The sequence below is a fragment of the Actinorhabdospora filicis genome (assembly GCF_030269765.1).
Lineage (GTDB): Bacteria > Actinomycetota > Actinomycetes > Mycobacteriales > Micromonosporaceae > Actinorhabdospora > Actinorhabdospora filicis.
Genome location: NZ_BSTX01000003.1, coordinates 448,754 through 469,638 on the forward strand (window position 1 = coordinate 448,754; position 20,885 = coordinate 469,638).

The following is a 20,885-nucleotide window of genomic DNA, read 5'->3' on the forward strand; positions in this document are numbered from 1 at the left end:
ACGGGGCACGGGGCACGGGGCACGGGGCACGCAGGGGAGAGAACCCCCTACCCCACCCGCGCCCTAGGAACCCGCCCCCGCAAAAACGGAACCGAAAACGGCATCCCCGCCACCAAAACAATCAACCCCACCGCAAAGCTATTCTCACAAATCACCCGCATAGCCCCATCCCCCCAATGCGTACTACTCCAAGGGCTATAAAACCAAATCGGCGAAACCACGAACAAAAGATAAGTCCCCACCGCCCAAAAGAGCACGCCCCGCGACCGCCGCTCCACCCCCACAACCCCCATCACCAGCACCGCCGGCACCACCCAAACCAGATGATGCGACCAGGAAATCGGCGAAACCACATTCGCCGTCAACCCCACCAGCGTGAAAGCCGCCGCCTCATCCCCGGCTCGGTGCGCCGCCAGCGCCCGCGTCAGCCCGAGTGCCAGCACCACCAACCCGAACGCCACCCACAAGAGCTGAGGCGTACTGGTCCGGTCATAGAGCCGCGCCAAAAGCCCACCGAGCGACTGGTTGGGCGTGAAGTCCGCCCGCCCGATCCGCCCGGAGTTCCACAGCACGTTCCCGAAGTACGTCGCCGAGGACTGCGGCGCGGCCAGAAAAGCCAGCCCCCACGCAGCCAAGGTCGTCGCGCAAGCCACCGCCGCCGCCCGCCATTGCCGGGCGACCAGCAGGTACACGATGAACAACCCCGGGGTGAGCTTCACGGCCGTCGCCAGTCCGATGCCCACACCCGCCCACTTGTTGCCGCTGCGGATCCCGGCCATGTCGGCGAGCACGAAGGCGGCCAGGACGAGGTTGATCTGCCCGTAGCCGAGGGTCTGGCGGACGGGTTCGACGAAGGCGGCGATGAGCCCGACGCCCAGGACGAGCGTCCAGACGTTCCAGCCGCGTTTCTGCGCGTAGGGGGCGAGTACGAAGTAGACGCAGGCGAGCAGGGAGACGATCCCGGCGGTGGTGGTGAGGATCCCGGAGATCCACATGGGCCACGCGGTGAGCGGGGTCAGGAAGAACGCGCCGAAGGGCGGGTAGGTGAAGCCGAGTTTGAGGTTGCCCTGGTAGTAGGCGTACAGGTCGGCGCCGCCGAGCCAGGCTTGGATGGCGTTGTGGTAGATCCGCAGGTCGTAGAGCCGGTAGAAGGGGATCGCGGCCAGGGGCAGCGCGATCCAGGCGGTGATGAGCGCGATGAGGGTGTAGCGCACCCGCCGGCGCCGCCTGGTGGCGTCGACTGTGGACGATTCTGCTGTCGGGCGCGCGGGCTCGCGCAGCTCAAGGGGCATGTGGCCTTCTTCGACCGGGTCGGGATCCGATTCGCAGCCTAGACGACCGGGGCAAGTCCCGGTCCTTGGGACGTCCCGCGTGTCCTCTGCATTAATATGCGAAAAGCCGCGTATCCTCCCGAACATGCCCGTGCGACGACTCTTCATGCCGCCACACGTGAATGTGCGAGCCATCACTGCGGTCCCTCATGAGACCCATTCGGGAAAGGCTTGCGGCTGCCTGAACGACGCTGGCAGGATCGCTGACATGTCGATCAAGTTGTCCGCGGAGGAGACGCGCCCCAGCGCGACCGAGGTCCTGCGCATGCTGCAAGAGGGCAACCGTCGCTTCGTCGCCGGGACGCCGGAGCACGGCCACGACGTGGCCGCCGCACGCCGCCACGCCAACTCGCAGAACCCCATCGCGGCCGTCTTCACCTGCATCGACTCGCGGGTGACCGCCGAGGCGCTCTTCGATCAGGACTTCGGCCAGCTGATCGTGGTCCGCACCGCCGGGCACGTGCCCGACCGGGCGGCCATCGGCTCGCTCGAATTCGCGGTGGCCAAGCTCGACGTGCCGCTGATCGTGGTCCTCGGCCACGGCAACTGCGGCGCCATCACCCTGGGTGTGGACGCCGCCCGCGACGCTCCCGCCTACGGCAGCGGCTCGATGTCATACCTCGTGGGGTCCCTGTACCGCTCCTCGGCGCAGGCGCTGCGGGAGGACCCGCAGAACCCGTACGAGGCGGCGATGCGCCTCCAGGTCATCCACACCGTCTCCGAGCTGCGCGCCGCCAAGGCCCTCAAGGCCGCCTACGTCGTCGGCGCGCGCTACGACCTCGAATCGGGCCTTGTCCGGATCGTGGACTGAACCACCGAACGCAAAAAGAGGGGGCCGCGTCGGCCCCCTCTTTTTTCACGCTCAGCCCCAGTTCTCCCCGGACTCCTCGGCCATCAGGCCCCACGCGGTCTTGCCGTCGATCGACTCGCGGATGATGTCGGCGTGCCCGGCGTGCCGGTTGATCTCGCGGATCAGGTGCAGCAGGATCCAGCGCACCGAGATGTCCTCCTTGGGGTACCACGGCTCGTCCGGCAGCGGCACGGTCACCTCGATGCCGTCGAGCCCGAGCACGTAGGCCTCGGTCTCGGCGGCGACCTTCTCCCAGTAGGCGAGCTGCCCGGCCACCGTCTCCTCGCCGACCAGCCGGAAGCACTCGTCCCAGTTCTCCTGGCTGCGCGCCACGGCCGGGTCGACGCCCTTGGCGCGGGCGATCCAGCCCTGCTCGACCTCGGCGACGTGCTTGACGAGCCCGGACAGGGTCAGCTCGCTGGCCGTGGCGCGCTCACCGGCCCGCTCGTCGCTCAGGCCCAGCACCGAGCGGCGCAGCCCGGCGCGTCCCTCGGCGATGAACCGGAGGAGGAGGCCGCGCTCGTCGTCGGAGGCGCCTGCGGGAACGTGGGCAACCATGTGGTTCCGCCTTTCGGAAGGTCTCTCTCGGCTTCTGACCTCACTCTATGAGCCGTTGCGGTCAGATACGGTCCTCAACCGTTCGGGAGATGCGGCCCGCCGCGATGTCCGCGCCGTCGGTGACCACGTCCCGCGCGACCCGTCGCGCGTTCGCGCCGGTCACGGCGGTGAGCGCGGCCAGCGCGCCCGCGAGCGAGGCGGCGTCCGGGGCCTGCGGCGGATGCGCCACGCCGATGCCGAGCCGCTCCACCCGGGCCGCCCAGTAGAACTGGTCGAAACGCTGCGGCACCACCACCTGCGGGACGCCCGCCAGCGCCGCCGTGGTCGTCGTCCCCGCCCCGCCGTGGTGCACCACCGCCGCCACGCGCGGGAACAGCGCCCGCTGGTTGACCTCGCCGACGGCGAGCACGTCCGGTCCGGCCGCACCGGTGTCGAGCCCGGCCCAGCCGCGCTGCACGATCGCCCGCGCGCCGTCCCGCCGCGCCGCCTCGACCATCGCCGCGCCCAGCTCCGGCGGCGCGGTCATGCTGCCGAAACCGAAGTAGACCGGCGGCCCGCCCGCGCGCAGGAACGCCTCCACCTCGCCGGGGAGAGGCCGCTCGTCGGCCAGCAGCCACGCGCCGGTGGTGAAGACCCCCTCGTCATCGGGTTCCGGCCACGGCCCCAGCACCGGGTCGGCGGCCAGCCACGGCGAGGAGGTGTGCACGTGCTCGCGCACGTCGCCGACGGGCGCGAGGCCGAGTTCGGCGCGATGCCGGTTCAGCAGCGGGCCGAACAGCGCGTTCCACTGGACGGCCTCCTGCGCCCACATCTCCTCGATGCCGTCCCCCGGCCGCTGCCACGGCATCCTCGGCGGCGCGTGCAGCGGCGAGGGCAGGCTGATGGCGCAGTAAGCGGCGAAGATGTAGGGGACACCGAGCTTCTCGGCGACCGAGCGCGCGGCGATCTGCAGCGACCCGGCCGCGACCACGACGTCCCGGTCCCGCGCGGCCTCACCGACCACCGCGAACTGCTCCCGCACGGTGTCCTCGGTCAGCTTCCGCGCCTTCTCTGGCGTCATCCCCGCCGCCCAGTCGCCGGTGCCCGGCGGGCGCCGCAGCGTCGGGCCGATGGGCACCATCGCGAAACCGAGGTCCTCGACGAGCTCGCGAAAGTCCGGCGGCGCCACGATCCGCACGTCGGCGCCCCGCTCCCGAAGCGCCACCGCCAGGCCGGTGACCGGCTGGACCTCGCCCCGGGAACCGATGGTGGAAAGAAGTACGCGCATCGTCATATGGCCGCCCCTCCCGCGTGCCGGACGCCCGGGGACCCCGGGCCGGGGGCGATTATGCGCCCTTGGCGGGGGGTTGCGGCAAGTGCCCCATGCCGATATATGTTGATAGTGGCGGGGAGTTCGCCGCGCCCACCGTCCACAGAGCCACCGCGCGCACAGATCTGCCGGGCAGGCAGAGACGCACGCCGACCGGCCGATGGCGATCATGACCGGCCTCTCGTAACTTCCCGGCATGGGCGACGAGAACGGCGACATACCCGGCGGGCAGGGCTCTGATGGGCATGGCCCCGACCGGCACGACGACTTCCCCGACGACGGCAGGCGCGTCAAACGGCAGCTCAAGCAGTGGTGGCAGGCGACGCCGTGGTGGGCGATGGCGCTGCTCGTCGTGCTGGTGGTCCTGTGCTGCCTGCGGGGATTCTCGCGGGCCTTCGGCTGACCTCGCTCGCCGATTCCCTCGCACGCACAAGCCACCGCCCCCGGCCCATCCCCGAGTGGGCACCGACGGCCGCCCCACCGGGCCACGATCGCCCGGCGAGCACGCCTCGCCCCTTAGCGGGGCGGCGCCGCCTTCCGCCGCGGCGGAGCCAGCATCAGCCCCCAGCGCTCGATCAGCCGCCCGATCCACCAGAAGCAGCGGCCGATGCCGCGCAGCAGGAGCCCGAAGGCGATCCGGAACACGCGCAGGACCTTCGCCCCACCGCTCGTCGCCGGAGGCAGCGGCGGCGGCGGCTGCCACGCCGCGGGGGCCGGACGGTGCTCGGCCACAGGGGCGGGCTGGTAGTCCGGTGCCGCCGCGCGCGGGTCGTAGGGCTCGCGCGAGGACTCGTACTGCGGGCTCTCGTAGGCCGGCGTGGCCGGGTACGGCTCCATCTCGTACGACGTGTGCGCCACCGGCTCATAGGCCGGCGCGGGCGGCGGGGGAGCGGCCGCACGGCGCTGCGAGGGCGCGGGAGGAGGCGGCGGCGGAGGCGGACTCTGCGCGCCCGCGCGCGACATCCCGGCCGAACTGGCCGGAGGCAGCGAGTAGCTGCCCGCCGAGGGCTGCGGCGGCGGAACCGAGGCGGAGGCGGGCGGCGCGTCCCACAGCGGGTTGCCCGGCGTCGGCGCGGGGGCCTTCGGCTTCGGCGGGGCGGGCCGTGCTTCCTCCGGCCACAGGGGGACGTCGTTGGGAAGCTGCGGGGGGTTGGTCATCGCGACGCCTCACAGTCTCGGGGTGGGGCCCATCGTACGGACCGGACGCCAGGCGTCCCGGCCGATCCGGGCCCCTCGCGGCGGGCCCGCCTCAGCAGCCGTCGTCGACGCCCTTCACCGGCACCGGCAGGTGCCCGGTCGCCTTCGCCCGCCCGGTCAGCACGTCGGCGACGGCGTCCATGGAGAACGACGTCGTCCCGAAGGCCGCCAGCCGGATGCGCGAGTCCACGTTGGCCAGGTTATAGGGGGTGTCGGTGGACACCGTGACCTCCGCGCGCGGGTCGACGTCGGCGGCGGTGTCCAGGAACCCGGTCAGCTGCACCGTCGTCGGCGCGCTCGCCGAGACGGCCACCCCGCGCTCCTTGAGCGCCTTGGCGAGCCGCTCGCGGGTGGCGTCGGCACCGCCGGTGAGGCGCACCGGACCCGAGACGGTCTGCCCGCACCCGGCGACCTGCGTGACGGCCGCGTGGGCGATCTCGGCGGCCACCGGCGCGGCCGAGCCGAGCTCCGCGCCACCGTTGGCGTGCGTCTTGAGCCACTGCCGCAGCGCCACCACGCGCGTGGCGGCCTCGACGAGGCGCTCGCGCGGCAGGCGCCCGTCCTTCAGCGCCTCCTTGAGCCCGGCGTAGGCCTCGGTCACGTTCTCCGGCATCAGGATCAGGTCATTGCCCGCCAGCAGCCCCTGCAGGGACGCCTCACGCGGCCCGTACCGCTCGGTGATCGGCGCCATCTGGAACGCGTCGGTGATGCACACGCCCTTGAAGCCCAGCTCACCGCGCAGCAGGTCCACCAGGACCTTCTTCGACAGCGACGCCGGGACGCCCGGGTCGATCGCGCGCACGTCCAGGTGCCCCGACATGACCATCGGGACGCCCGCCGCGAAGGCCGCCTTGAACGGGACCAGGTCCTCCTCCAGCAGCTGCGCCTTCGGCTGGTCCAGCTCCGGCAGGCCCTGGTGGCTGTCCACGTCGGTGTTGCCGTGCCCGGGGAAGTGCTTCACCGCGCCCGCCAGGCCCGCGCCGGACAGCCCCGCCAGCACCGCGGTGACCTGCGCGGCGACCGCCGCCGGGTCCGAACCGTAGGAGCGGGAACCGATCACGGTGTTGCCCTGGTTGGCCAGCACGTCGGCGGTGGGCGCGAAATCGGCGTTGATGCCCAGGCGCATCAGCTCGCCGCCCACACCCCGCCACGCGCGCTCGGTCAGCCCCGGATCGGCCGCGGCGCCGAAGCCCATCGCCGCCGGCAGTGCCGAGATGCCGGAGGTGATGCGGGTGACCGCGCCGAACTCCTGGTCGATGCCGATGATCAGCGGCAGCTTGTCACCGGCGGCCTTCTGCAGACCGGACGTCAGCCGCCCGATCTGCTCGGGGGAGTCGAGGTTGCTCGTCGGATTCGTCCCGGCGGTGGGGTCCTCGGCCGAGAAGCGCATCAGGATCAGTCCCGACAGGTGGTACTTGCGCACCATCTCCGCCGGGGTGTCGACTCCCGCGTGGGCCCGGTTGGCGGCCTTCGACGCGTCGGTCACGTCCTCGGCCTCATGGCCGAAGGCGTGCGGCATCAGCACGAGCCCGAGCAGTTCCTCGTCCGTCATGGCCGACACCATAGCCGCCGGATCGAACTCCGGCGAGGGGCTGGACGAGGCGGGAGCCCTCGGCTCCTCCTTCCGGGAGCAGGCGGCGAGCGCGGCCGCGCACGACGAGATCAGCAGGGACCGGCGGGACAGCTTTGCGAAAAGCATCCCGAAAAGGCTAACCCGGACTAACTCACCTGTGTCAACCATGTCGCCGGCGCACCGTCTCCGGCGTGGCGGAAGGGCTCCAGCTCGGTGTCCCAGGAGGCGCCGAGGAGTTTCTCCACGCTGTGCCGGATCGCTTCGGCACCCGGATTACCGCTCAGCAGCGCGCGCAGGCGGTCCTCCGGGACCACCAGATCGCCGTTGGCGCTCATCGTCGCGCGGAACACACCGCGTCCGGGGACGTACATGATGCGCTCGCCGTCGACGCCCGGCGAGGGCTCCTCGGTGACCTCGAACCGGAGCATCGGCCACTGCTTGAGGGCAGCGGCTATCTGCGACCCGGTGCCGGCGGCACCCGACCACGTGCATTCGGTCCGCAGCGTCGTAGGGTCTGCGGACTGCTTCGACCACTCCAGCGTCGCCGGGGTGACCAGCACCCTGCCGATCGCCCACTCGACGTGCGGACACACGGCGGGTGGGCTGGAGTGGACGTAAACGACCCCTCGCGTGGGCACGTGCTACCTCCTGGGTTGTCGTGATGCGCCTTCCCCCAACGCACCTGGCGAACCACAAGACGGCCCGTACCCGCGAGCCGATCCCCATCTTGACTTATGGGCCGTGCCTCGCGCCAGTGATTCGGCCAGATTGGACCGCCGGGATTCCGGCCGTCCAACGTGGAGAATACGGGGAGTCACCGTCGGCTCCACTCCGCTGTGGGCCGGATGCGTTCTCGGTTGATCGGGTAAAGTTGCCCGGTTGGCCGGGGTGCGAATGTGGACGCTTCGGGCGCGGGGGTCGCCCGGGGACGGGGTTCTCGGGGGCCTTCGGGGATCTCGGACGGGTGGATCTCTCTCAAGAGAGCGCGTGCCGGTGGCCGCAGATACCTTCCGTAATGGCGAAGCTCTTAAGAGGCCGTGCCGACCCGGTGAACGACACGGGGCGGACGGCACCTTGCCCGGACGCGGCCCGTCCGATAGGGCGTGTTCGATGGAGTACCCGTCCGGTGGGGGCCGGTCCGACGGGCACGGGCGGGACGCGGGTGCTCGCCGGGTGTGGGCGCGAGCCGGGCGTGGGTATGGGCCGGATCACCGGCCGGAAGGCGCGTGTGAGAGCGTCAGTGGCGGGTCTTCAGGACCCGATCACGGCGAGTGACCTGCGCGACCCGACCGCGCTGGCCGTCTCCGGGCGGCGGCCTGTAGGGTTGTACGGTCCCATGTAATGGCGCGTAGAGGCTGACTCGACCGCCGTCACTGGCGGCCGATTCCAAGTTCTCTGCAAGGCAGCCTTGCAAAGACCGATTTCGTGAGGAGTAGCTGCGTGGCCAGCAACACGTCTAAGACCGCGCGCGCATCAGTCCGCGCCGGCCAGGCAGGCCAGGCGGGCGGCGCGCTGAGCGTGCTCGGTGAGTTCAAGTACCTCATCCCGCTCAACCAGGGCAAGCACGCCTACGTCCGTAACCTCACCAACGGCAAGACCGTGCACGCCGCGACCAACTCTGAGAAGTTCGTCGAGGAGATCCGCGTGCTCGGTGCCGCGGGTCACGGCGCGAAGATCCAGGCCGAGCTGGAGGCCCTCGCCACCCAGTTCCCCTCGGACGGCTGGGACGCGACGAACAAGCGTCTCGCCGAGGCCGGTGTCTTCGGCGGCGAGTAAGTCGCCGGTAGGCCGATAGGTTTGAAAGCGCCCGGGTCGATGACCCGGGCGCTTTTATGTGCCCCGCGTTGGTGGGGACCACGGCCCGGAACTCACCGCAGGGCTCCGCAAGCTCGGTTCACCCCCACGCCCGTGTGGAGCACAAGTACAGCTCCTGGACGTAGAGTTCGCCGGGCGGTTCACCCCCACGCCCGTGGGGACCACCCTTCGCGACCTGCGCTTCTAGAGCGTGCTCGTCCGATTCTCATCCCCCGAGCCGCCGCCCACAAGCCCCTCGGCCCGCCCGCCGCGCTCGGTCTTCCCCGTCTTCTCCGCCTTCTCCGTCTTCCAGGGCGCCAGCGCCACCGCGATCGCCCTCTCCAGCCGTGCTCGCATCGCGTCCGGGTCCAGCGGCTCGGCCCCGTCCGGCTCGCCCTCCCCGTCCCGCAGGAGCGCCTGGAGCGCACCCGTGATCGCCCCTGTGAACGCTCCCACCAGCGCGCCCGCCGTCACCTCGTCGAGCTCCTCCGGGTAGGCCTCGCGCAGGGCCGCCGCGATCTGCTCCTGCGCCTCCAGCTGACGGGTCAGCGCGGCACCTCTCACCGCCGGTACCGTCCGGGTCAGCCGGAGCCGGAGCGCCGCCGTGCGTCCCACCATGTCCGCCCCGGCCGCGCCGAGTCCGCCGAGGGCGGCCAGGAGGACGTCCACCGGCCGGTCGTGCGGCTCGCGGGCGGCGATGGCGTCCAGGGACCGCTGGATGCGCGCGTCCGACCCGGGGAACAGCACCTCTTCCTTCGTGGCGAAGTAGCTGAAGAAGGTCCGCGTGCCGATCTCGGCGGCGGCGGCGATGTCGGCGACGGTCGTCGCGTCGTATCCGTTCCGCTCGATGAGGTCCGTGGCGGCCTCGATGATGGCGGCGCGGGTGCGTTCGCGCTTGCGTTCTCGCAGGGTCTGGGCCATGCCGCCATCCTACGGCACTCACTGTAGAGCTGCATTCATTGCAAAGCTGCATTGAGTGCAGTAATCTCCTGGGCATGACTTCCACCGTGCTCGTCTCCGGCGGCGGCATCGCCGGTTCCACCCTCGCGTTCTGGCTCGCCCGGAACGGCTTCACCGTCACCGTCGTCGAGAAGGCCGCCGGGACGCGCTCCAGCGGTGCGCCCGTCGACGTGCGCGGCGAGGCCCTCGATGTCGCCGAGGGCATGGGCCTCGTGCCCGAACTGCGCGAACTCGCCACCCGCACCGACCGCATGACCGTCCTGAACCGCTCCGGACGCCGGGTCGGCAGCCTCCGCCTCCCCACCAACGACGCCAACGGCGTGGAGATCCCGCGCGGCGACCTCGCCGCCGTCCTCGCCCGCGCCGCCGTGGACACCGGAGCCGTGGAGTACCTGAACGGCGACCACATCACCGCCATCACCCAAGACGACGGAGGCGCCGACGTCACCTTCGCCGCGCACCCGCCCCGCCGCTTCGGCCACGTCATCGGCGCCGACGGGCTGCACTCCGGCGTCCGCCGCCTCGTCTTCGGCCCCGAACGCGACTACGTCCACGGCCTCGGCCTGTTCGTCGCCACCACCGCGCTGCCCGACGAGGACCCCGACCCCCGTGAAGTGCTCATCCACAACACTCCCGGCCGCGCGCTGTCCGTCCACCCCTCGCGCGGCCGCGCGCTCGCCGCGTTCATCTTCCGCGGCGACACCACCGCCCACGACCACCGCGACACCGCCGCGCACCGGCGGCTCGTCCGCGACTCCTACGCCGACGCCGGCTGGCGCGCCCCCGAGCTCGCCGCCCGCGCCGCCGAGGCCGAGGACCTCTACCTGGACGCCGTCGCCCGCGTCGTCACACCCACCTGGTCACGCGGCCGCGTCGCCCTCGTCGGCGACGCCGCCAGCTGCGTGTCGCTGTTCGGGGACGGGTCGAGCACCGCCATGGTCGGCGCCCACACCCTCGCCGAGGAACTCGCCCGGGGCGGCGACGCCCTCGCCCGCTACGAGAGCCGCCACCGCGTCCGCACCGAGGCCAAGCAGCGCGGGGTGGGGCTGGCGAGCGGGCTGATCGTGCCGGGGAGTGGGGCCGCGCTGGCGGTGCGCAACCTGGGCGTCCGGGCGGTGTCGCTGGTGCGGCGGCCGCGTACCCTCTCGGCGTGACTGTACGAGGAGTGACGGCTCAGCCGGGTGGGAATGTCGAGGTGGAGGCGGGGCACCGGGGCCTGCGCATCGTGCCGATCGGCGTCTGGGACGTGCTGCTGTCCGATGGCGCGGTGGCGCTCTCCGCGCTGTGGATGCTCGCCGCGCTCATCGGCGGGGGCGTGGTCATCGGGCAGAAGCCGTTCGGGGTGGCGAGTCTGCCGATCGGGCTGACGCTCCTCGTTCTCGCCGTGATCGGTGGGGTGCCGGTGATCGTGAACATGCTGGGGGAGATCGCGGCTTACGCGTTGTTCATCGTGCTGGTGCCGTTGCTGCCGCTGTTGCTGTTTCCGGGGGTGCGGCGGGCGTTGCGGGGGAAGGGGAAGAAGGCGAAGGAGAGCCTGACCGTGTGGCGGGCCGTCGACTCCGTGCGTACCTACGATGGCGGTGGCTCTGCCTCTGCCTCTGCTTCTGCCTCTGCCGGGCCGGTGGTCGACATCCGGTTCGCCGATGGGGCCGTCATCCGGCTCTCGGCTAGCGGGAAGAAGGGTGCCGCGCTGGTCGCCGAACTCGGGAAGCTCTCCATCGGGCCGCGCTGGTGAGCTTAGGCTCGGTGGCATGCGCTTGACCAAGCACAATCATGCCTGCGTTCGCTTCGATGACGGTGACCGTGCGCTGGTCATCGACCCGGGGATCTGGGCTTCGCCCGAGATTCTCGACGGGGTCACCGACGTGCTGATCACCCATGAGCACGCCGATCACCTGAACCCCGCTCTGCTGGAGGGGGTGCGGGTTCACGCTCATCCCGATGTGGCCAAGGGGATCGATTCGGCCGTGCCCATTGAGGTGGGGGAGGTGCGGACCATCGCGGGGTTCCTCGTGGAGGCGGTCGGGGGGACGCACGCGGAGATCTATGAGGGGTTGCCGGGGGTGGCGAACCTGGGGTTTCTGGTGGACGCGCCCAGTGGGGTGGTTTATCACCCGGGGGATTCGCTGTTCGTGCCGGAGGTGCGGGTGGGGACGCTGCTGGTTCCGGGGGGTGGGCCTTGGATGAAGCTGGGGGAGGCGATTGATTTTGTGCGGGCGGTGCGGCCGCGGCGGGCGCATCCTATTCACGACAAGGTGAATAGTGCGGAGGGGAATGCGCTGGTGGATCGGTGGATGGAGATGAAGGCGGGGGTGGCTTATAGCAGGGTTGGGGATGGGGGGGAGGTTTCGGTTTAGGGGGTGGGCTGCCCAGCGCACCCAGCGCACCCAGCGCACCCAGCGCACCCAGCGCACCCAGCACACCCAGCACACCCAGCACACCCAGCACACCCAGCACACCCAGCACACCCAGCACACCCAGCACACCCAGCACACCCAGCACACCCAGCACACCCAGCGCGAGCGGCGCTACCACACGCAGGGGCTCTCCCCGGTGCAGCCTTCACCCGTCACCCGAGGCCGTTTCACCCGGTCTTCGTGGTCGTCTCTAGGCCGGGGGTCGTGTGTTTCCGACGCCTGTTGGGGCTTGTCGTGCTTCTTGTTTGGCGCCCCGCGGATCGTTCGTCTGCTATGTATCCACGGCGTTGCGGCTATGACACGGTCGCCGTCTGGTCAGGGGTTTCACCCCTAGGACCCGACCAGGGGTGCGGCCCCTGGACGCCGGACCTCTCTCGGGAGGCGTCTCCTCCTCTGGCCGGCCAAAGCGACGCTGAACGAGGAACCTGGGGGTGTCAAGCCAAAGAACGCGGCTTGACACCCCCAGAACCCTCGTTCTGAAACCACGTCTGGCCGACCGACGGAGGATCCACCTCTCCTATCCCGGGCGAGCTCCCGCGGATCTGGTCTCGGGGCCGTGTTGTCTTGCGGCTTACGGGCCGTCTCGTTGCTGCTCTACTACAACGAGCTTTTGTCCGTGCCCGGGTTTTGACCTCGTTGCCTGCCAGTCACCTTGCCCGGCTTCAAGCCACGGGGTTCGCCTTCGCCTCGCGTGGCCTGGTCTTTTCATCCGCGCGACGTCTGCGCGTGTTCGTGCCCGGAGAGGGGCCCGGCCCGGCGTTCTTCCCTGCCGGGGGGCCCGCTCTCTCCGGGTCTTGTCTTACCTCTTGCTTCTTCCTTCTTTACGCCTTGACGTACAGGATCGAGGCGTTGTGGCCGCCGAATCCGAAGGAGTTGTTCAGGGCCGCCGTGACGGTCAGTTCGCGTGCCTTGCCCGCGGCCACTTCGAGGGTGAGTTCCTCGTCGGGCTCTTCCAGGTTGATGGTGGGCGGGACGATGTTGTTCTTGACGGCGAGGATCGCCGCGATCGACTCCACCGCTCCGGCGCCGCCGAGGAGGTGGCCGGTCATCGACTTGGTGCTGGTGAGCAGGACGTGGTCGCCGATGGCGGTCTTGATGCCGCGGACCTCGCCCATGTCGCCGACGGGGGTGGACGTGGCGTGCGCGTTGACGTGCACGATGTCCTTGCCGGTGAGACCGGCGTCCTTGAGGGCGAACTGCATCGCGCGGATGCCGCCCTCGGGGTCGGGCTGGACGATGTCGAAGCCGTCGGAGGTCATGCCGGCTCCGGCGACGCGGGCGTAGACCTTGGCGCCGCGGGCGGCGGCGTGGTCGGCGCGTTCCAGGACGATCGCGCCGGCGCCTTCGCCCATGACGAAGCCGTCGCGGTTCTTGTCCCAGGGACGGGAGGCGCGCTCGGGCTCGTCGTTGCGGGTGGACAGGGCGCGCATGGAGGCGAACCCGGCCAGGGGGAGGGCGTGGATGACGGCTTCGCAGCCGCCCGCGACGACGATGTCGGCACGGCCGGAGCGGATCATGTCCAGGCCCCAGGCGATGGCTTCGTTGCCGGTGGCGCAGGCGCTGGTGGGGGCGTGGACGCCCGCCTTCGCGCCCAGCTCCAGGCCCACCCAGGCGGCGGGGCCGTTCGGCATGAGCATCGGGACGGTGTGGGGCGACACGCGGCGGGGGCCCGACTGCTCCAGGATGTCGTCCTGGGCGAGCAGGGTCAGGGCACCGCCGATGCCGGAGCCGAAGCAGACGCCGAGCCGGTACTTGTCCACCTGGTCGTCCACGGCGGCCAGACCGGAGTCGGCCCAGGCCTCGTGCGCGGCGATGATGGCGATCTGCTCGCTGCGGTCGAGGCGGCGCAACTTGACGCGGTCGATCTTCTCGGACGGCTCCACCGCGAGCTGCGCCGCGATGCGGGCGGGGAGCTGCGCGGCCCACTCGGGCAGCGCGGAGACGCCTGAGCGGCCTTCGAGCATGGCCGCCCAGGTGGACGCGACGTCCCCGCCGAGCGGGGTCGTCGCGCCAAGTCCGGTGACGACTACGTCGGTCACGCGCGAGCCGTCTCGATGAACGACACGGCGTCGCCGACCGTCTTGAGGTTCTGAACCTCGTCGTCCGGGATCTTCACCTCGAAGCGCTCCTCGGCGGCCACGACGACCTCGACCATGGACAGCGAGTCGACGTCCAGGTCATCGGTGAAGGACTTCTCCTCAAGGGCCTCCTCCGGGTTCACACCGGCGACCTCTTCGAGGATTTCGGCCAGGCCCTCACGGATCTCTTCACGGGTCATTTCGGCATTTTCCTTCCGGGTTGTTAACGGTGAGCAAAGGTACAGGGGCCGCCTCAGGGGCAGCGGATGATCTGTCCGGCGTAGGTCAGCCCGCCGCCGAAGGCGAAGAGCAGGATCGGGGCGCCGGAGGGGACCTCGCCGGCCTCGATCATCTTCGACAGGGCCAGCGGCACCGAGGCCGCCGAGGTGTTGCCGGAGCCGACGATGTCCTTGGCGATGACGGCGTTGTCGGCGCCCAGGCGCTTGGCGATGCCCTCGATGATGCGCAGGTTGGCCTGGTGGAAGACCACCGCGCCGACGTCCTCGATCTTGACGTCGGCGGCCTCGGCGGTCTTGCGGGCCAGGGGCGCCAGCGTCGTGGTGGCCCAGCGGAACACCGACTGGCCGTCCTGCTTGATGTGGGGGTCCTCGGCGGTGATGCGCACGGCGGTGCTCATCTCGGGCACCGAGCCCCACACGACGGGTCCGACGCCGGGCTCCTCGCCGTCCTCGACGCCGGTGAGCACGACCGCGCCCGCGCCGTCGCCGAAGAGCACCGCGGTGGAGCGGTCGGTCCAGTCGGTGAAGTCGGAGAGCTTCTCGACGCCCACCACGACGGCCTTCGTCGCCGAGCCCGCGCGGATCGCGTGGTCGGCGACGGCGACGGCGTGGGAGAAGCCGGAGCAGGCGGTGTTGACGTCCATCGCGGCCGGCGAGGCGACGCCGAGGCGGGCCGCGACGGTGGAGGCGACGTTCGGGACGCGGTCGATCGCGCTGCACGTGGCCACGACGACGATGTCGATGTCCTCGGCGGTCAGACCCGACTTGGACAGCGCCATCTCGGCGGCGGCGGTGGCCATGTCGGCGACCGACTCGTGCTCGGCGATGCGCCGCTCCTTGATGCCGACGCGGCTGACGATCCACTCGTCGTTGGTGTCGACCATCTTCGCCAGATCCTCGTTGGTGAGGACCTTCGAGGGCTGGTAGTGGCCGAAGCCGATGACCTTCGTCCCGTTGACGCCGGTTGTCACAGGTTGCCTCCAGGCAGGGTGCGGGCGATCAGATCGCGCGCCTTGGCCAGGTCGTCCGGCGTGTTCACCGTGACGATCTCGATGCCCTTGAGGGCGCGCTTGGCGAGCCCGGCCAGAGTCCCGGCGGGCGGCAGCTCGATCAGGGCGGTGACGCCCAGCTCGGCCAGGGTGTTCATGCACTCGTCCCAGCGGACCGGGGAGGTCACCTGCCGGACGAGCCGGGCCAGCACCTCGGCGCCGTCGCCGACGGCCGAACCGTCGGCGTTCGACAGCAGCGTCGCGCGCGGGTCGGCGGTCTCGATGCCCCCGGCGAGCCCTTCGAGGGCCTCGCGGGCGGGAGCCATGTACGGGGTGTGGAACGCGCCGGCGACCTGGAGGGCGATCACGCGGGCCTTCGCGGGCGGCTGCGCGGCGAGTTTCGCGATGGCCTCCACCGAACCGGCGGCCACGATCTGACCGGCGCCGTTCACGTTGGCGGGGTAGGCGCCGGCGGCCTCGATCGCGGCGGTCACCTCACCGGCGTCGCCGCCGAGGACGGCGGCCATCGTGGTCTCCTCCAGCGCGCACGCGGCGGCCATCTCGCGGCCGCGGACGGCCGCGAGGGTCATCGCGCTCTCCGGGGAGAACACCCCGGCCAGCGCCGAGGCGGTGATCTCACCGATGGAGTGACCGGCGAAGACGGGGACGTCGCCCAGCGGCAGGTGGCCGGCCGCGAGCAGACCGGCGGCGACGAGCAGCGGCTGCGTCTTCGCGGTGTCCTTGATCTCCTCGGCGTCGGCCTCGGTGCCGAGGTGGACGAGGTCGACCCCCGCGACCTCCGACCACGCCCTCAGGCGCTCGGTGGCGCCGGGCAGGTCGAGCCAGGGGGTGAGGAAGCCGGGCTTCTGGGAGCCCTGGCCGGGAGCCAAGAGAGCAAGCACCTAACGACTGTCGCCTACGCGTCACTCTGCGGTCGAGAGCGCCCCGTACGAGATCAACCGAAGACTTTTGTATGAACCCTACAAAAGGGGCTGGTGTGTGTACCCAAACCGACGGGTAATGGAACGGGCGTCACACCCGCGCCCGCGCCGGGCGAAAACCGGGCGACCCCACTCGCGGCCTGCCCTATTCTTGATCGGCCATGGCTGCTTCAGAACGCTCTCCCCTCGCCGCGCTCCGCGACCGTCTGCCCGCGCTCATGCCCGCCGACGAAGCGCGACTGCGCCGTCGGCTCGACGGGTTGCGCGGTGTCCGCGACGAAGCGGCCCGGTCCTCGGTACTCGACGAGATCACGCTGACCATAGAGGAAGCCGAGGAGCGCGTGGCCAAACGCCGCGCCGCCGTTCCGAAGATCACATACCCGCCGGCGCTGCCGGTCAGCGGCCGCCGCGACGAGATCCTGGCCGCCATCCGCGACCACCAGGTCGTCATCGTCGCCGGTGAGACCGGCTCGGGCAAGACCACCCAGATCCCCAAGATCTGCCTGGAGGCCGGACGCGGCATCCGCGGCCGCATCGGCCACACCCAGCCCCGCCGCATCGCCGCCCGCACCGTGGCCACCCGCATCGCCGAGGAACTGAACACGCCCCTGGGCGAGGCGGTCGGCTGGAAGGTCCGCTTCACCGACAAGGTCTCCGACAAGACCCTCGTGAAGCTGATGACCGACGGCATCCTGCTCGCCGAGATCCAGTCGGACCGCATGCTGCGCGGCTACGACACGATCATCATCGACGAGGCCCACGAGCGCAGCCTGAACATCGACTTCATCATGGGCTACCTCAAGCAGCTGCTGCCCAAGCGCCCGGACCTGAAGGTCATCATCACCTCGGCGACCATCGAGACCGAGCGCTTCGCGCAGCACTTCGGGGACGCGCCGGTCATCGAGGTCTCCGGCCGCACGTTCCCCGTCGAGGTCCGCTACCGCCCGATCTTCGAGGACGCCGAGGACCGCGACGAGGACCCCGACCAGATCTCGGCGATCTGCGACGCCGTCGACGAGCTGTCCCTGGAGAAACCCGGCGACATCCTGGTCTTCCTGTCCGGCGAGCGCGAGATCCGCGACACCGCCGACGCGCTGAACAAGCGCAAGCTGCGCAACACCGAGGTCCTGCCGCTGTACGCGCGGCTGTCGACGGCCGAGCAGCAGCGCATCTTCCAGCCGCACGGCGGTCGCCGGATCGTGCTGGCGACCAACGTCGCCGAGACCTCGCTGACGGTGCCGGGCATCAAGTACGTCATCGACCCGGGGACGGCGCGCATCTCGCGGTACAGCCACCGCACGAAGGTGCAGCGGCTGCCGATCGAGCCGATCTCGCAGGCCAGCGCCAATCAGCGCAAGGGCCGGTGTGGACGGACCTCGGACGGCATCTGCGTCCGGCTGTACGCCGAGGCCGACTTCAATTCGCGGGCCGAGTACACCGATCCGGAGATCCTGCGCACGAACCTGGCCTCGGTCATCCTGCAGATGACGGCGGCGGGCCTGGGCGAGATCGAGTCCTTCCCGTTCATCGACCCGCCGGACCGCCGCAACATCAAGGCCGGTGTGGAGCTGCTGGTCGAGCTGGGCGCGATCGACCCGAAGGCGGAGGACCCGCGCAAGCGGCTGACGCAGATGGGCCGCCAGCTGGCCGCGCTGCCGGTGGACCCGCGCCTGGCGCGCATGGTCATCGAGGCCGACCGCAACGGTGCCGTCCGCGAGGTCATGGTGATCGCCGCGGCGCTGTCCATTCAGGACCCGCGCGAGCGCCCGGCCGACAAGCAGGCGCAGGCCGATCAGAAGCACGCCCGCTTCGCCGATCCCGAGTCGGACTTCATGGCCTACCTGAACCTGTGGAACTGGCTGGGGGAGCAGCAGGAGGAGCTGTCGGCCAACCAGTTCCGGCGCACGGTCAAGGGCGACTTCCTGAACTTCCTGCGGATCCGGGAGTGGCAGGACATCCACTCGCAGCTGCGCCAGGTCCTGAAAGGCATGGGCGTACGCCAGAACGACGTGCCGGCCGACCCCGCCAATGTCCACACGGCTCTTCTTTCGGGGCTGCTGAGCCACATCGGGCTCAAGGACACCGACAAGCGCGAGTACACCGGGGCCCGGGGGGCGCGTTTCGCGGTCTTCCCGGGTTCCTCCTTGTTCAAGAAGACCCCGCGCTGGGTGATGGCGGCCGAGCTGGTGGAGACCTCGCGGCTGTGGGGCCGCATCGCCGCCAAGATCGAGCCGGAGCAGATCGAGCCCCTCGCCCAGCATCTGGTGAAGCGCACCTATTCGGAGCCGCACTGGGAGCGCAAGGCCGAGGCGGTCATGGCGATGGAGCGCGTGACGCTCTACGGCGTGCCGATCGTGGCGCAGCGCAAGGTCAACTTCGGGCGCATCGACCCCGAGACCTCCCGCGAGCTGTTCATCCGGCACGCCCTGGTGGAGGGCGACTGGAACACCCATCACCGCTTCTTCCACGACAACCGCGAGCTGCTCGACGACGTGGAGGAGCTGGAGCACCGGGTCCGCCGCCGCGACATCCTGGTCGACGACGAGACCCTGTTCAACTTCTACGAGGAGCGCGTCCCGGCCGAGGTCGTCTCCGGGCGGCACTTCGACACCTGGTGGAAGCGGGTCCGCAAGGAGCAGCCCGATCTGCTCAGCTTCGAGAAGTCGATGCTGATCAACGAGGGCGCCGGCGGCATCAACCGCGACGACTACCCCGACTGGTGGGAGTCGGCGGCGGGGATCCGGTTGCGGCTGTCCTACCAGTTCGAGCCGGGCGACGCCGCCGACGGCGTGACCGTCCACATTCCACTCCCGGTGCTCAACCAGGTGACGCCCGAGGAGTTCACCTGGCAGATCCGGGGCCTGCGCGAGGAACTGACCACCGCGCTGGTGAAGTCGCTGCCCAAGAGCCTGCGCACCAACTTCGTCCCCGCCCCCGACTACGCCCGCGCGGCCCTGCACACCATGGGCCGCACCGAACGCTCCTTCTACGATGAGCTCGGGCTGGCGCTGCGGGCGATCACCGGAGTGTCGGTGCCGCAGGGCAACTGGGACTTCACCAAGATCCCGCCGCACCTGCTGATGACCTTCCGGATCATCGACGAGAAGGGCAAGCGGCTCGGCGAGAGCCGCGACCTGTCGGCCCTGCGCACCGAGCTGGCCACCCAGATCCGCGCCGAGGTGAACCTCGCCGGTGACGGGCTGACCCGCGAGGGCATCAAGACCTGGGACTTCGGGACGCTCCCGCGCGTCCACGAGCGCACCCGCGGCGGCTACGAGGTCAAGGCCTATCCGGCCATTGTGGACGAGGGCGCCTCGGTGGCGATCCGGCTCCTGGACACCCCCGCCGAGCAGCAGCGCGCGATGTGGGCGGGCGTGCGGCGACTGCTGCTGCTGAACAGCCCCTCGCCGATCAAGGCCGTCCTCGGGCGCCTGTCGAACCCGGCGAAGCTGGCCCTGGCGGCCAATCCCTACGCCAAGATGCCCGACATGTTCGAGGACTGCGTCACCGCCGCCGTCGACCACCTCATGACCCGCAACGGCGGCGCGGTCTGGGACCGCGACTCCTTCACACGCCTGCACGACGCCGTCCGCCAGGAGCTCGTGCCGACCGTGGAGACCGCCGTCCAGTCCACCCGCCAGGTGCTGGGGCTGTGGCAGAGGCTCGACAAGCGCCTCAAGAGCACCACGAACCTGTCCTGGCTGCCGTCGCTGACCGACATGCGCCAGCAGCTCGACGGGCTGATCTACCCGGGCTTCATCTCCCAGATCGGCCTGCACATGCTTCAGCACCTGCCGCGCTACCTGGAGGCCATCGAGCGCCGCCTGGACCGCATCGGCGCCAACCCCGGTCGCGACCGCGACCTGACCGAACAGCTGGAGTACGCCCAGGAGGCCTACGCCAAGCTGATCGCCGAACTTCCGGCGTCCCGCCGGTACTCGGTGGACGTGAAGAACATCCGGTGGATGATCGAGGAACTGCGGGTGAGCTTCTTCGCGCAGAACCTCGGCACGGCCTATCCGATCTCAGAACAACGCATCGCCAAGGCGATCAGCTCGGTGAGGAGCGCCGTATGAACACCTTCATCCACGATGGACTGTCCTTCGTAGAGGTCCCGCGCGAGGCCATGGGCGCCATCCAGGACGGCGACGTGGCCCTCGCCGCGAAGATCCTCGGCCTGGACCTGCCCGGGTACTACACCACCGCCCGCCCCAAGCGCCAGTTCGGCCGCCGCTACCACCAGCTCGCCGACACCCCCGGCGACGCCCACTGGGTCACCCGCCTGGTGGTGTCCGATGTGGACAGTGTGGTCGGCCACGCCGGATGGCACGGCGCCCCCGACGCCGAGGGCACCGCGGAACTGGCCTACACCACCGTCCGCGAGCACCGCCGCAAGGGCTACGCCACCCGCATGCTCGCCGGGCTGCTGGCCTGGGCGGCGTCGGAGCCCTCGGTGGTGACCGTCCGCGCGACCATCGCGCCGGACAACGCGGCGTCCCTGGCCACCGCGGCCAAGTTCGGCTTCGCCCAGGTGGGCGAGCAGATCGACCCCGAGGACGGCGTGGAGCTGATCTTCGAGCGGGCGGCGCGCTAGGGACCATCTCACGGTGATCGCGCGAGCGCGGGCGGTGTTGCCCGGCGGCGCTAGC

The 20,885-nt window shown here is 70.6% G+C and carries 18 protein-coding genes and 1 pseudogene; 8 read left to right on the plus strand and 11 right to left on the minus strand.

The features are described from left to right. Nucleotides 1–47: 47 nt before the first annotated feature. Nucleotides 48–1,292 carry a glycosyltransferase 87 family protein gene (locus QSK10_RS22325; RefSeq protein ID WP_285664880.1) on the minus strand — a complete coding sequence of 415 codons (1,245 nt, stop codon included), beginning with the start codon at nt 1,290–1,292 and terminating at the stop codon, nt 48–50. A gap of 247 nt (nt 1,293–1,539) precedes the next feature. Between QSK10_RS22325 and QSK10_RS22330 the strand changes: the two genes are divergently transcribed. Then, nucleotides 1,540–2,142 carry a carbonic anhydrase gene (locus QSK10_RS22330; RefSeq protein WP_285664881.1) on the plus strand — a complete coding sequence of 201 codons (603 nt, stop codon included), beginning with the start codon at nt 1,540–1,542 and terminating at the stop codon, nt 2,140–2,142. Between the two features lie 51 nt (nt 2,143–2,193). Here the strand turns inward: QSK10_RS22330 and QSK10_RS22335 are convergent, their stop codons facing one another. Both QSK10_RS22335 and QSK10_RS22340 read right to left on the minus strand, forming a co-directional pair. Then, nucleotides 2,194–2,739, minus strand: a complete 546-nt coding sequence (locus QSK10_RS22335) for a DinB family protein (protein ID WP_285664882.1) — start codon at nt 2,737–2,739, stop codon at nt 2,194–2,196. 61 nt (nt 2,740–2,800) lie between these two features. After that, on the minus strand, nt 2,801–4,006 hold the full coding sequence (locus tag QSK10_RS22340; RefSeq protein WP_285664883.1) for a glycosyltransferase: 1,206 nt from the start codon (nt 4,004–4,006) through the stop codon (nt 2,801–2,803). Nucleotides 4,007–4,244: 238 nt separating this feature from the next. On the opposite strand from QSK10_RS22340, the gene QSK10_RS22345 reads away from it, so the two are divergent. Continuing rightward, complete coding sequence (locus tag QSK10_RS22345; protein WP_285664884.1) at nt 4,245–4,451, plus strand: hypothetical protein; 207 nt, start codon at nt 4,245–4,247, stop codon at nt 4,449–4,451. A 113-nt stretch (nt 4,452–4,564) separates the two neighbouring features. Here QSK10_RS22345 and QSK10_RS22350 read toward each other — a convergent pair whose 3' ends face one another. From QSK10_RS22350 to QSK10_RS22360, 3 genes are all read right to left on the minus strand, one after another. Next, entirely contained in the window at nt 4,565–5,206 is a 642-nt protein-coding gene (locus QSK10_RS22350) for a hypothetical protein (protein ID WP_285664885.1), read from the minus strand. Between the two features lie 91 nt (nt 5,207–5,297). Continuing rightward, nucleotides 5,298–6,944: a glycoside hydrolase family 3 protein gene (locus tag QSK10_RS22355; protein ID WP_285664886.1), complete on the minus strand. Its 1,647-nt coding sequence runs from the start codon at nt 6,942–6,944 to the stop codon at nt 5,298–5,300. Between the two features lie 20 nt (nt 6,945–6,964). Beyond that, entirely contained in the window at nt 6,965–7,456 is a 492-nt protein-coding gene (locus QSK10_RS22360; RefSeq protein ID WP_285664887.1) for a DUF3145 domain-containing protein, read from the minus strand. Nucleotides 7,457–8,258: 802 nt separating this feature from the next. On the opposite strand from QSK10_RS22360, the gene QSK10_RS22365 reads away from it, so the two are divergent. Then, nucleotides 8,259–8,594, plus strand: coding sequence for a hypothetical protein (locus QSK10_RS22365; RefSeq protein WP_285664888.1), 336 nt, complete (start codon nt 8,259–8,261; stop codon nt 8,592–8,594). A 222-nt stretch (nt 8,595–8,816) separates the two neighbouring features. On the opposite strand, the gene QSK10_RS22370 is transcribed toward QSK10_RS22365, so the two are convergent. Beyond that, complete coding sequence (locus QSK10_RS22370; protein ID WP_285664889.1) at nt 8,817–9,533, minus strand: TetR/AcrR family transcriptional regulator; 717 nt, start codon at nt 9,531–9,533, stop codon at nt 8,817–8,819. 74 nt (nt 9,534–9,607) lie between these two features. Between QSK10_RS22370 and QSK10_RS22375 the strand changes: the two genes are divergently transcribed. The 3 genes from QSK10_RS22375 to QSK10_RS22385 are packed head-to-tail and all read left to right on the plus strand — an operon-like array spanning nt 9,608 to nt 11,929. Then, the gene (locus tag QSK10_RS22375) at nt 9,608–10,726 is read left to right on the plus strand and encodes an FAD-dependent monooxygenase (protein WP_285664890.1); all 1,119 of its coding nucleotides are present in this window, start codon (nt 9,608–9,610) and stop codon (nt 10,724–10,726) included. An 11-nt stretch (nt 10,727–10,737) separates the two neighbouring features. Next, complete coding sequence (locus tag QSK10_RS22380) at nt 10,738–11,307, plus strand: hypothetical protein (protein WP_285664891.1); 570 nt, start codon at nt 10,738–10,740, stop codon at nt 11,305–11,307. A 16-nt stretch (nt 11,308–11,323) separates the two neighbouring features. Beyond that, a complete protein-coding gene (locus QSK10_RS22385) occupies nt 11,324–11,929 on the plus strand; it encodes an MBL fold metallo-hydrolase (protein ID WP_285664892.1) in 606 nt (201 codons plus the stop codon). A gap of 881 nt (nt 11,930–12,810) precedes the next feature. Here QSK10_RS22385 and QSK10_RS22390 read toward each other — a convergent pair. The 4 genes and pseudogenes from QSK10_RS22390 to QSK10_RS22405 form a co-directional block, all read right to left on the minus strand. Continuing rightward, nucleotides 12,811–14,028, minus strand: a complete 1,218-nt coding sequence (locus QSK10_RS22390) for a beta-ketoacyl-[acyl-carrier-protein] synthase family protein (protein WP_285664893.1) — start codon at nt 14,026–14,028, stop codon at nt 12,811–12,813. Then, nucleotides 14,025–14,267, minus strand: a complete 243-nt coding sequence (locus QSK10_RS22395) for an acyl carrier protein (protein ID WP_285664894.1) — start codon at nt 14,265–14,267, stop codon at nt 14,025–14,027. The genes QSK10_RS22390 and QSK10_RS22395 overlap by 4 nt, the downstream gene beginning before the upstream one ends. Nucleotides 14,268–14,320: 53 nt before the next feature. Next, nucleotides 14,321–15,277: a beta-ketoacyl-ACP synthase III gene (locus tag QSK10_RS22400; RefSeq protein WP_285664895.1), complete on the minus strand. Its 957-nt coding sequence runs from the start codon at nt 15,275–15,277 to the stop codon at nt 14,321–14,323. Nucleotides 15,278–15,297: 20 nt separating this feature from the next. Beyond that, nucleotides 15,298–16,197 (minus strand): annotated as a pseudogene (locus QSK10_RS22405) (ACP S-malonyltransferase); the annotation flags it as partial. A gap of 200 nt (nt 16,198–16,397) precedes the next feature. Between QSK10_RS22405 and hrpA the strand changes: the two are divergent. Then, the gene (gene hrpA, locus QSK10_RS22410; RefSeq protein ID WP_285664897.1) at nt 16,398–20,312 is read left to right on the plus strand and encodes an ATP-dependent RNA helicase HrpA; all 3,915 of its coding nucleotides are present in this window, start codon (nt 16,398–16,400) and stop codon (nt 20,310–20,312) included. After that, on the plus strand, nt 20,309–20,830 hold the full coding sequence (locus QSK10_RS22415; protein ID WP_285664898.1) for a GNAT family N-acetyltransferase: 522 nt from the start codon (nt 20,309–20,311) through the stop codon (nt 20,828–20,830). The genes hrpA and QSK10_RS22415 overlap by 4 nt, the downstream gene beginning before the upstream one ends. The last annotated feature ends 55 nt before the right edge of the window (nt 20,831–20,885 follow it).